Raw genomic sequence first — 12,649 nt, 5'->3', positions numbered from 1 at the left:
TTTAGATTGATTACCGCATCAGTTTTTCCATCACCTCTTCGTAATCGTATTGTAAATCTTCATGAAGCGTTGCCAACGCTTTGTGTATGCGGGTTAGCTGGCGCATGTAGATGTTTTGCAGCGTTGCATTTTTATCCAAAGGAAGCCCGGATTCCCGTAGCTTTAAGCAGAAATAGATGTGTAAATCGGCATCGGTGCGTTTTGAGCCGGAATATTTGGCATAGCGGTTGATTTGACGAAGGATTTTTTGAAGCGTTTTCTTGCTCAGGGTGAGATTCCGTCGGTTTACCTCTTTGAACAGTATGTCCATCTCCTTCTTAATCCCATCGACATAACCGGTTTCGTCGTCAGCTTCATACAACAGGTAGGAGAGGAACTCCTTATTTTCCTTTTTGTATTTAATCAGTCGGATGCAAAGTTCGGACAAAACTTCCGGTGGAAGGTGGTTTAGTGTAGTTCGGATTTCACTGAGAGAAGCGGCTTTCATTCGAAGGTCTTTGGGTAAATATTCGACTGTAAAGGTATTCAATTTTTTAGAAGTAAAAGGGAGTTATAAGGAGTAAAAGGGTGTAGGGGGAGCCCTTGTAGTTCCCGTATATTGAAATCAAAGGTGTTTCAGTCATAGTAATCCTCGCCGTTCTCAGTCATAATAAAAGGAGTTTTATCCATCCGGCAAGCGGCTTTGAGCCGCTGCACGGTGTGGGGCGCTGGCATTCAGCGGCTTCAGGCCGCTTGATGCGTATCAATATTTCCAATATAACTGAATGTTAATTGGATTTATAGAGGAGGGAGGTGTGTGTAAGGCTAAGGCTAAGGAAATGCTTGAAAGGTTGGGTATTTACTGGATTGAAGCCCCGGGTTGGCCGTAGCCATTTACCCGGGACTTTTCCCAACACCAAATCCCAACATGAAAGCAAACGCAACGGATTGCATTTGTCATAGCTAAATGACGATTTGACAAGATGCAAATTACGGAATATTTCCATCTTTTGGAAATCCCATAATCAGGCCATTTTTACTACCTAAAACGGGGTATATTGGGCGGTCGTACCCGGATTGTGAAGGTTGGGGGTATTGTCTTGTTTGAAAATGTTGTAGCTTTGTGTATTGACTCATTAATTTGAAATACAATAATTATGACAGACCTGAAGAAAAAAATCCGTTCCATACCCGATTTCCCGATTAAGAACGTGACTTTTCGTGATATAACCACCCTGATGCAGGATGGAGAGGCATTTCATGCCGCCTGTGATCTTTTTTATGAGCGGTACAAAGACCGGAAGATTGATAAGATTGTGGGGATAGATGCCCGCGGATTTGTCTTTGGGGCAGTATTGGCTTATCGTTTGGGGATTGGTTTTGTCCCGGTCCGCAAAAAAGGGAAACTTCCTTACAAGACCATCAGCGAGAAGTATAATCTGGAGTATGGTTCCGCCGAAATGGAGATTCATGCTGACGCTATCGGTAGAGGGGAGCGTATTGTTGTGATCGATGACCTCATTGCTACCGGCGGCACAATTGCTGCTACCGTAAAGCTGGTCGAAAAGCTGGGTGGAAAAGTCGTAGAATGTGCTTTTCTGGTCGAGTTGCCTGATTTGAAAGGACGCGAGGCAATTAAAGACCACGATGTCTTTTCGGCCATGACATTTGAAGGGGAATGAACCGTGTTTACGGCTGTATCTCAAAAGTCTTAATTGAAAACGAAGGCGCAAAAACGCGAAAAAGTATATTTGAGAATAAAATACTTTGCGTTTTAGCGCCTTTGCATTTGGTTTTATTCTTGCTTTTCGGACACCTTCTAATTTGTATGAGTTTGGGGTAGGTAAAGTTCCTCGGTTTACCTATCGAAAGACTCTCTATTAGAGGCTGTGTGATAAACCCGCTGTTCTCAAGTGCTGTTGTTTTTTTTTCTTATACTGATAGAATTCGGGACCCCTAAAGGACTTATGAAGCCCCAAAATAGAGAATCAGCACATTCAGGTAAAGCTACCTGGGATTGCGACAATAGATATACAAATATTTTTCAACGGCGGTATCTGATTTAAGTGATAATCTTACGGGTGCAGCGGTTTTTAACCGCTGATTCTCCACGAATATTATCGCGGTTAAAAACCACGACACCCGTAACGTACTGCTATTAAATCACGGTTACTTCCGTTTTTCCCCTGGTAAGAAATATACTACTCTATGTCTCCAATAGGGGCGGGTATTAAAACCTGATTTCTGAAATACATCTTCAAGAGACGCGGCAGGCCACGTCTCTACGGTTATGTTAAAACCGGATTCCTGAAATACGTCTATCTCTTATTGTGGTAATCGCCTATCTATCTTTAGATTCGTGATAATTCGTGCAGATTCGTGGACAAAAAGCTGAGAAACAACAACGGCCTTACCCCGAAGGGTAAAGCCGTGTTTGAAATTGAAATTGAAAATTGAAATTGGATTTCTTTCAGATCATCCGCACTTAGAGTTACCGCAAGAGGTACAGATGAGGCATCCTTCCTGGTAAACCAGAGTCTCGTTACCGCAGCTCGGGCAGGTTTGTCCCTGTGCCACAGTTCCGTTAGGAAGATATTTTTTGAGGGCGCGTTCTACGCCGTTTTTCCATGTGTTGATCGATTCGCTATCGAGCTCCAGACCCGATACCAGTTTCATTGCCTGGTCAATTGGCATACCGTAACGCAATACCCCGGAGATCAGTTTCGCGTAGTTCCAGAATTCAGGGTTGAATTTATCTGAAAGACCTTCGATGGTTGTCTTGTATCCGCGACGGTTTGAGTATTGGAAGTCATAGCGTTTGTTGCCGTGCTCATCCACGTTCTTGATAATCTTTCCGTGCGTAACGTTTTTCGGCAATAGGATACCGTCTTCGTCATCGGCAAGTCCGGTGAAGATTTCGTAAGGACGGCCTTCAAGCAAACCGACAAAAGCAATCCATTTTTCCTTCTTGTTCTGGAATTTCACTACATCGGCTTCCAGCTCTTTCGGACGGGATTCTACGATTTCATGTGCGTGTTGTGGTTTTTGCGCTTCCACCTCTTCTTTTGCAGCCACAAGTACTCCGGCACGTGAACCGTCACGGTAAACGGTACATCCTTTACAGCCAGATTTCCATGCCTCGATGTATAGCTGGCCAACCAGCTCTTCCGATACATCGTGAGGAAGATTGATGGTCACGCTGATTGAGTGGTCCACCCATTTCTGGATACGGCCCTGCATGCGTACTTTTTGCATCCAGTCCACGTCATTCGATGTCGCTTTGAAATAAGGCGATTTAGCAACCAGTTCATCAATTTCGGCAGAAGTATATTTTTTAGTTGTAGAATATCCGTTGGCTTCCATCCAGGTCACAAACTTGTGGTGGAATACGATATACTCTTCGAATGAGTCACCCACTTCGTCCACGAAATCCACACGTACCTGTGTGTCATTCGGATTTACCTTACGGCGGCGTTTGTACACCGGAAGGAATACCGGCTCGATACCCGAAGTGGTCTGGGTCATAAGGCTGGTAGTTCCGGTCGGAGCGATGGTCAGGCAGGCGATGTTACGACGGCCGTGTTTTTTCATCTCTTCGTACAGTGCAGGATCAGCTTCTTTCAGACGGTTGATGAATGGGTTGTTTGCTTCGCGTTTGATGTCGAAGATGTCGAATGCGCCACGCTCTTTCGCCATGATGACTGACGAACGATAAGCTTCAACCGCCAGCGTTTTATGTATGTTTTCTGAAAAATCAGTAGCTTCCGGGGTGCCATAGCGTAAACCAAGGGCAGCCAGCATATCTCCCTCCGCAGTAGTACCTACTCCGGTACGACGGCCACGAACGGTTTTGCTTTGTATTTTAAGCCATAGGTTGCGTTCTGCTTGTTTTACCTCTTCGCTTTCCGGGTCTGAATCGATTTTATCGAGGATTTTCTCGATTTTCTCCATTTCGAGATCGATGATGTCATCCATGATGCGCTGTGCCAGTTGCACATGCTTTCTGAACAGCTCATAGTCGAAGCTGGCCTCTTTGGTAAATGGATTTACCACATACGAGTAGAGGTTGATCGCCAACAGACGGCAGCTATCGTAAGGACACAACGGGATTTCACCGCATGGGTTGGTCGATACGGTTCTGTAACCCAGGTCAGCGTAGCAATCAGGTACTGATTCACGGATGATGGTATCCCAGAAGAGTACGCCCGGTTCGGCAGAACGCCATGCGTTGTGTACGATTTTTTTCCAGATTTCTGATGCGTTAACCTGTTTCGTGAACATTGGTTCATCAGAGTAAACCGGGTATTTCTGGATATATGGAGTGCCTTCAACAACCGATTTCATGAAATCGTCGTCGATTTTCACCGATACGTTTGCGCCGGTCACTTTGCCTTCGGTCATTTTGGCATCGATGAAGCTTTCTGAATCCGGATGTTTGATGGAAACGCTAAGCATCAGTGCTCCGCGACGTCCATCCTGAGCTACCTCGCGGGTAGAGTTGGAGTAACGTTCCATGAACGGTACGATACCGGTAGAGGTCAATGCCGAGTTTTTCACCGGTGAGCCTTTCGGGCGGATGTGTGACAGGTCATGACCTACACCACCGCGGCGTTTCATTAGTTGTACCTGCTCTTCGTCGATGCGGATTACGGCACCGTAAGAGTCTGCAGGGCCGTCCATACCGATTACAAAGCAGTTTGATAAAGAAGCCACCTGGAAATTGTTTCCAATTCCGGTCATCGGGCTTCCCTGTGGAACAATATAACGGAAGTCACGCAGCAGATCCAGCAAATCATCTTTGCTTAAACCGTTGGGGTATTTAGCTTCCACTCTGGCGATTTCGTTGGCCAGGCGGTGGTGCATGTCTTCGGGCGATTTTTCGTAAATCTTACCGAATGAATCCTTTAGGGCATACTTGTTGACCCATACTCTTGCAGCCAGTTCATCTCCTTTGAAATATTCTAAGGACGCCTGGAATGCTTCATCATAAGTGTAAGTTTGTTGTTCCACGATTAATTGTTTTACAGTTTGTATTTATATTAGATTTGAAGGGAATGCATTACCTGAAAATCTGTTTTTCGTTTTGTTTTGCAAATAAAGAGAGAATATTTTGTTTGACAAAATCTGAAATCTTAAAAGTGTAGTTTTGTTGAAAAGTTTTCCGTTTTGATTTTTAAATAGCTGATAATCAGGTGTTGTTTTGGATTTTGCGGTTGAAAAGTTTTCCAAAATGAAAATGTATTGATGCTATTTGGTTGAGTTTGTGGTAGTTGTGTGGTGTTGAAAAGTTGATGGTGTTGGTTTGAGGAAAGATGTCGCACTACCTACCCGTAAATAGGGTGAGATAGGTGGAAATATCACTGGATTCTGGTTGGTGAGGGGGATTGATTATACTGAATTTGGGATATAGATTTGCCTGGTGGTGTCTGGGGGTAACAATGGATGGTGGCGGGGGCGATAAGAGAGACGCGGCGGGCCACGTCTCTGTGGGGGGATGTAGATATTGTGGCGTTTTGGTGGGTCGGGATTGGTTGTTTGTGGTTGTTGGGAGAGAGACGCGGCGGGCCACGTCTCTACGCGGGGGGGGCAGAAAATTGCAATGCGATTAGGGCTGTTTGCCGAAACTTTTATACTTTTGGATGACGAACTACAAATACAAATGATTTATGTTAGATGTTTTGAAAAATCGCAGGACTGTTAGGAAATATACCGCTGAACCGATCAGCGAATCGTTATTGAATGAATTGCTGGAATCGGCTTGCCGGGCTTCCACCACCGGGAATATGCAGTTGTATAGTATTATTGCTACAACTTCTGATGAGGTAAAGGCGGAACTGTCGCCGTTGCACTTCAATCAGCCGATGATTAAACAGGCGCCGCTGGTGTTGACCTTTTGTGCTGACTTTAACCGTTTCGTGAAATGGTGCGAGGCACGTAACGCTGTACCTGGATATGATAACTTCCAGGGGTTTGTTACTGCTGCGATTGATGCATTATTGGTTGCACAGACATTTTGTGTGGCTGCTGAAGCCAAAGGGTTGGGCGTTTGCTATATCGGTACGGTAGCCTATACCACGAAAGCGATCAATAAGGTGCTGAACCTGCCGAAGCTGGTGGTGCCGTTGGCAACTATCACGGTGGGGTATCCGGATGGTGAGCCTGCACAGGTGGAGCGTTTGCCACTGGCGGCTGTTTTACATAAAGACAGATATGTGGATTATACACCTGAGGATATTGAGCGCTACTACAAGGATAAAGAGGCTTTACCGGCCAATCAGAAATTTGTAGAAGAGAATAAAAAAGAAAATCTGGCACAGGTATTTACCGATGTGCGTTATACCAAAGATACCTTTGATAAATTCTCGAAAGAGCTGCTCGAAGCGGTGCGGGAGCAGGGGTATAATTTTTAAGAAAATCCGCACTTTTGGGTACTGTCCGTCCCTATCCTGATAACGATCGGGGTAGGGACGATTTTTTATGGGTTTTATCTACTCGCCTGCCGCGAGCCATACTTTTTGGCGCAAAAAGTATGCAAAAAACATAGCCCCAATAAAATTCGGAATTGACAATTTATTCATTTACCATTTACTATTTAGAGTGTTACGTGTTCTAAATTGTCAATGGTAAATTTCTAAATTGTAAATAACATAGGCTCCTCCCTCGGCAGTTTTTAGGCGGTTTGGAATTTGTGTTTGACCTTCGGGGTGGGGAGAGTTGCGTTCTGTGGCTCTATTTATGAAGTGCCTATCGGACAGGGTAGGCACTAGTGGGTGCAGTGTCCCGAATAGCTATCGGGATTTAACCGCTGGCTCTAATCAGGATGTTGTCTATTTTAATGCGGTTACAAACCGCATCACCTGCCGTCACTACGTCTTCAGGATATAATACCGTAGAAAATGATGTAACTGAAGGGGAAGAGAAATTGTCAATTGTAAATCCTTCAATACAAAATTAATAGCTATCTTTTTCCCTATGATTGACTATAGGTTTATTATAGGTTGACTTTAGGATAACATAGAGATAAAATAGTGGTAAAATAGTGATGTGATAGAGATAAAATACTCTTTATAAAGACTATTTTATCTCTATGTTGTCTGTGTGTTACTTTTCTTTTAGTATAAACTAAACCTAAAATGAACCTATACTCAACTTATATTGAACCTTGTTGCAAAATGAAGGCAGAAGTGAACCCGAAAAGCCAGATGTGATTTCTCGAACAATATCGGACCAGTATCGGACCAGTATCGGAGGAGTATCGACTAATATCGGAGAAATATCGGATCGTCACTCCGATTTGCTATGACTCTAATTTGACCTATGTGCAATGTGGTTAATGTGTGATGATGAGAATGGTTGTTGTTTTTTTGAAAATGCTGGCGCCCCACCCCGGGCAGCGGCTTAATGCCGCTTGCCGGATTGTTTAAAATAATGAGTTTGACAGCCAGACCTCCTTATAGGAGCGAGGTAGGTGTTCGATTTTAAATAAAATAACCGGGAGGTGCTCTTAGCTGTATCATTTGTTCTTTTCTCTTTACTTTTTTGGCGCAAAAATGTGACAAAAAACACCTTGTGGATTTACCATTTAGTCATTTACAATTTGCTTTCAGGATACAGTGTCTTCAAAATTGTCAATGGTAAATAGTTCAATTGTAAATCATTTTGGCTCCTCACTCGGCAGTTTTTAGGCGGTTTGGAATTTGTGTTTGTCCTCCCGAATAGCTATCGGGACGGGGTGGGTTTAGGGGATTTGTTACATTACGCATCAAGTGTATTAGGTTGCTGAACGCTGGCGCTCCACCCCGGGCAGCGGCTTAATGCCGCTTGCCGGATTGTTTAAGATAAAGAGCTTAGAGCCAGACCTCCTTAACGAGCAAAGTTGGTTCCCGATTCATAATCAATTATTACGCGTCAAGCGGCATGTAGCCGCTGATCGCTGGAAATCTACACCGGGCAGCTCATCTATCCCGATATCTGTTCTTTCATTACAGCGCATATTTAGCCGAACTCATTACTCATAGCTCACAACTCACAATCGGTCTTGTGGTCAGGTTTCACGTGTAGTTTGTCACCGGATTGTGTGAATTAGCCCCATAATGATACTTATTCAGGTCCGATCTACAGGATTGTTTGCGGCTTTTAGCCTGTTGGATGCTGGCTGCAATCAAAATAATGCTAATTTTGTGGTCCTGAATTCCGGCGCGCATCATCAGGAGGTGCTGAATTCGGGGTTTAAAGATCAGATTAGGGATTCAGGATAGTATTAATCCCCGGGGGGTATTTACCGGGAATAAAACGGACTTAAGAGCTCATGGAAGAGACGGGGCAAAATCAAAATTATACTGCATCGCATTTAAATAGTCAACAAAAAATATTGGAGTTGCGTGAACTCGTTTACCGTTATCTGCGTCGTGGACGTTGGTTGGGTATTACGGCTTCTGTCGCGGTATCATTGATTGTCTGCTATTTTTACCTGAAGTTCCAGTACCCGGTTTATGAGTTTACCACTTCGGTTTTGGTAATTGATCCGAAAGAGTCAGAGGGAATGAATGTGCTGGCCGCTTTGGATAACACCTCTTTCACCGCTGCACGGAAACGGAATATGCTTTCGAATGAGGTGGAGTTGATCAAATCGCAGCCCCTGATGCAAAAAGTGGTCAACAAACTGGAGCTTCATACAAACTACTACCTGAAGGGGGTATTGGGCAATTACCAGGAAATATACAATAATGCACCCTATTATGTGAAGCTGGATACCCTGTCTCTGAACAATTTGGATCAGGTGGCATTTACAATAGCGCCTGAAAATGAGCATGGCTACCGGATAGAAGGGGAATATCATAATGAGAAATTTAAGGTGGATGCGATATCGTTGCCCACTATCGTAAAACTTCCGTTTGGTAATCTGTTTATTAAACTGCGGGGCGGAGTATCGCCTTTAGATCATCCGGTTGAAATCCGGATCAAGAGACCTGCTGATGTGGTGGGGGATATGTTGAGCCAGATCAAGACGGATGTGGATCAGACCAGTGACCGGGTAAATATCAGTCTGCAGAGTGGAAATATACGCAAGGGGAATGATATTCTCAAGGTGCTGGTAGAACGGTATAATGAAGATGCGATTGCCCAGATCAATATGTCAGCCGTCAATACCACCCGTTTTATAAATGACCGTTTGGCGTTGATAACCAAAGAGCTGGGTGAGGTGGAGCACAACGTGGAGGATTTTAAGCAAACGAACCAGTTGACCGATATCACATCCGAAGCGGGAGTGTTTGTTGCCAGAAATAACGAATATAAAGATAAACAGATTGAACTCGAAACCCAGCTTAGCCTGGTGAAGTTCCTGGATGAGTTTATTAAAAATCCCGCGAACAATTATTCACTGATCCCAAATATCGGGGTGACTGATGCCGGTGTGCAGTCTGTGGTGCAAAGCTATAACGAATTGATTACCAAAAGAGAACCTGTCTTACGAAGTTCATCAGAGGAGGGGCCACAGGTGAAAGCGATTAATCAGCAACTGAAATATTACCGTAGCGCAATCCTTACCGGTATCGTCAGTTTTCGTAAAGGGCTAATGGTTTCGCTGAATGACCTGAAGGCACTGGATCAAAAAACATCAGCCCGTATTAAGGAGGTTCCCCGCCAGGAGCGTGAGTTTCTGGAGATTCAGCGTCAGCAGAAGATCAAAGAGAATCTCTATATTTTCCTGTTACAAAAGCGGGAAGAGACTGCTTTGACTATGGCGGTTGCAATTCCCAGGGCCCGTGTGGTAAAATATTCTGATGGGGGGGTACAGATCGCTCCGGATAGTCATAAACTCTGGATCTATTTTTTCTTATTCGGGCTGGGATTGCCTCTTCTGATTATTTACCTCAAGGAGATGTTGAATACCAACATCGAATCCCGAAATGATGTGGAGAAGCTGTCGAAAGTACCGGTGTTATCCGAATTGGGGCATAATAAGACGGACTGTATCCTGTTAAACCATCTGTCACAGAGTGATTCCAATGCCGAATTATTCCGGTTGTTGCGGACTAAATTGCAGTTGTCACTTGATTATCCGAAGGAAAAAGTATTGATGGTTACCTCTACCGTGCCGGGGGAGGGAAAGACTTATGTATCTATCAACCTGGCCACGAGTCTTTCCATTGCTGATAAGAAAGTGCTGCTTATTGGATTGGATTTGCGTAAGCCCAAACTGATCGAATATTTTGGCATTAAAACGAAAGTGGGGGTTACCAATTTGTTGTCCGGAAATGAGCCGGATTACAAAAAACTGGTGGTGGGTGTGCCGGATTATCCCAATCTGGATGTGATGGCTTCCGGGGCTATTCCTCCCAATCCGAATGAGTTACTACAGCGTGGGCATCTGGAGGTGCTGATCGAACAGGCTAAAAAAGATTACGACTATGTTATCCTGGATACGGCACCGGTGGGCGCCGTGTCAGATACATTGCATATTAACAGGGTATCTGATATGGTTATTTACGTTTGCCGGGCCAACTATTCCAATAAGCAGAATATCACACTGGTAAATCGGATTAATGGTGAAAGGGCGTTGTCAAATATTTATTTGCTTGTTAATGACGTGGATTTTGACTCGTTGCATTATTACTACAACCGGAGCTATCATTACGGCTATGGTTATGGCTATGGCTACGGTTATGGTTACGGTCATGGAAAAGACTCGGCTGATGAGCAACGTCGTAAACACCGTACCCGGTGGCAGAAGATGATCGGGAAGCGCTAAATTAGCAAATTTGAAAATTTGCTAATGAGTGTCAAGGCGTGATTTTTCCGTAGAGGCGTGATTTGTAATCCGCCTCGTAAGTTTTATGAGGATATGTTATCCGAAATTTGAAGTCGGATAGTAAATTGTAAGTACAAACCGCCCCAAGCCCCTAAAGGGGATGTTGGGAAGTGCTAATCTGGACCGAAATTCCACTCTTTAAAGTTCCCTTTAGGGGAATCGAAGATCGGCGTAGCCAATTTGGGCGGTAAGAACAGACGAACTATCAATATGTAAGTTTGATTATGATTGAACTGACTTTTGAGACACTCTCAGTAGATACTCGCAGGATAGATGTAAACGAGATGTAATAGCGGGTGCAGCGGTTTTTAACCGCTGATTTTTACTTGAGGCGTCCGTAGAGGCGTGATTTGTAATCCGCCTCATAAATATTATGAGGATATGTTATCCGAAATTTGAAGTCGGATTGAAATCCAGATAATAGTTGAAACCGGGATTGCATCTCTATTGACGAAGGGTGAAAGACTGAAAATTAGAGGTATGCGTGGTTTTTATCGGTCTCTTTTTGCTTTTTTGGCGTAAAAAAGTAAAAAAAAAACATAGCCCCACAGAACTGACAGGATTTACAATTTATTCATTTACAATTTACTTTCTGGATATAGTGTCTTCTAAATTGTCCATGGTAAATAGTTCAATTGTAAATTATTTTGGGCTATTCGCTCAGGCAGTTTTTAGGCGGTTTGGTATTTTTTGTTTGACCTTCGGGGTGGGGTACATATAGCTCGTTAGCAATAATGGCATTAGTAGCAGTTCTGTAGAGGCGTGATTTATAATCCGCCTCGTAAGTATTATGAGGATATGTTATCCGTATTTTGATGACAGACGTAACACTCTTGTTGACGCAACGCCTGTTAATTAACAGTTTGTGTATTGTGTTTTGAATATCACATTTTATCTTTACAGCACTGTAAAAGTGTCTTACATTGAAAATAATACCATTAACCGCAAAGTACGCAATTCCTTCGTAGGAATGATTGATTTATCATCGTTCCTGATGAGGCCATTGTGAGACTATACGGTTAATTACTGTCTGTGGGTTTCTGTAGAAAAAGACCACACCTGACAGGTTTTGAAAACCTGTCAGGTGTAATAGATAAAGAACTATGTGCCTATGTGGTTCACCCCGCAAAGCACTAAAAGTACAAATATAAATAAAATGCCCTGGTGGGGTTAAGTGTTTAATATTCAATAGAATGGTTGCTCCATGCCGGGAGTGACGAACCTTTGGTATATCCTATGCCCTGGTATGCACTATATACAACTCCGCGCGCCGAAAAGAAGGTGAAAGAGCGTCTTGATGTCGCGGGAATAGAGAACTTCTTACCGTTGCATCTGGCTCCCCGTCAGTGGAGTGACCGGGTCAAAATGGTAGAGATGCCGTTGTTCCCTTCCTATATTTTTGTAAATGCAGAGGAACACCAGTTGCGTGCATTATTGCAGGTGTATGGAGTCACACGGGCTGTCTATCACTGTGGCAGGCCGGCTATTATCCTGGATAAGGAAATCAGGGCGATACGGAAGTTTCTGGAGAAGGCGGCTACGTATGCCGTTTCCTTTACGATCGGTGATGATGTACTGATTGCCTGCGGGCCGTTAAAGGATATTTCCGGTAAGATTACCAAGATCGGCAAGTCAAAGATGGTGCTGCACCTGGAGCAATTGGCTACTACTGTTTGTGTGGATTTGGATAAGGTGGTGAAGAAGTGATCCACGAATTTTTTTGTCCACGAATTTACACGGATTTACACGAATTGACACGAAATTAATAAGACATTTACCTCCATACTAACAGCTATCTTAAGATAGAGGTAAAAATCGAAAATCAGATTAATACGACATGGATTCATCCTACTACTT

The 12,649-nt window shown here is 43.8% G+C and carries 6 protein-coding genes; 4 read left to right on the top strand and 2 right to left on the bottom strand.

Translation table 11 applies throughout. The features are described from left to right. Positions 1-10 precede the first annotated feature (10 nt). Positions 11-487: a hypothetical protein gene (locus MLE17_RS15690; RefSeq protein ID WP_243349671.1), complete on the bottom strand. Its 477-nt coding sequence runs from the start codon at positions 485-487 to the stop codon at positions 11-13. A gap of 649 nt (positions 488-1,136) precedes the next feature. Between MLE17_RS15690 and MLE17_RS15685 the strand changes: the two genes are divergently transcribed. Further along, positions 1,137-1,661 carry an adenine phosphoribosyltransferase gene (locus MLE17_RS15685; protein WP_243349670.1) on the top strand — a complete coding sequence of 175 codons (525 nt, stop codon included), beginning with the start codon at positions 1,137-1,139 and terminating at the stop codon, positions 1,659-1,661. Positions 1,662-2,454: 793 nt separating this feature from the next. Here MLE17_RS15685 and MLE17_RS15680 read toward each other — a convergent pair. Further along, complete coding sequence (locus MLE17_RS15680) at positions 2,455-4,989, bottom strand: adenosylcobalamin-dependent ribonucleoside-diphosphate reductase (protein WP_243349669.1); 2,535 nt, start codon at positions 4,987-4,989, stop codon at positions 2,455-2,457. 656 nt (positions 4,990-5,645) lie between these two features. Between MLE17_RS15680 and MLE17_RS15675 the strand changes: the two genes are divergently transcribed. The 3 genes from MLE17_RS15675 (at position 5,646) to MLE17_RS15665 (ending at position 12,499) form a co-directional block, all read left to right on the top strand. Further along, positions 5,646-6,389, top strand: a complete 744-nt coding sequence (locus tag MLE17_RS15675) for an NADPH-dependent oxidoreductase (RefSeq protein ID WP_243349668.1) — start codon at positions 5,646-5,648, stop codon at positions 6,387-6,389. Between the two features lie 1,967 nt (positions 6,390-8,356). Further along, the gene (locus MLE17_RS15670) at positions 8,357-10,732 is read left to right on the top strand and encodes a polysaccharide biosynthesis tyrosine autokinase (protein ID WP_243349667.1); all 2,376 of its coding nucleotides are present in this window, start codon (positions 8,357-8,359) and stop codon (positions 10,730-10,732) included. 1,296 nt (positions 10,733-12,028) lie between these two features. Next, entirely contained in the window at positions 12,029-12,499 is a 471-nt protein-coding gene (locus MLE17_RS15665) for a UpxY family transcription antiterminator (RefSeq protein WP_243349666.1), read from the top strand. Positions 12,500-12,649: the final 150 nt, after the last annotated feature.

Origin of the sequence: Parabacteroides sp. FAFU027 (assembly GCF_022808675.1) — a bacterium.
Classification (GTDB): Bacteria; Bacteroidota; Bacteroidia; order Bacteroidales; family UBA7332; genus CAXXIC01.
The sequence above is the reverse complement of the archived record's forward strand: the minus strand, read 5'-3'. Positions and strand labels throughout refer to the sequence as shown.

Coding starts and splice junctions, on each gene's coding strand:
- MLE17_RS15665 (WP_243349666.1), top strand. CDS start 12,029: ATGCCCTGGTATGCACTATATACAACTCCGCGCGCCGAAAAGAAGGTG.
- MLE17_RS15675 (WP_243349668.1), top strand. CDS start 5,646: ATGTTAGATGTTTTGAAAAATCGCAGGACTGTTAGGAAATATACCGCT.
- MLE17_RS15690 (WP_243349671.1), bottom strand. CDS start 487: ATGAAAGCCGCTTCTCTCAGTGAAATCCGAACTACACTAAACCACCTT.
- MLE17_RS15685 (WP_243349670.1), top strand. CDS start 1,137: ATGACAGACCTGAAGAAAAAAATCCGTTCCATACCCGATTTCCCGATT.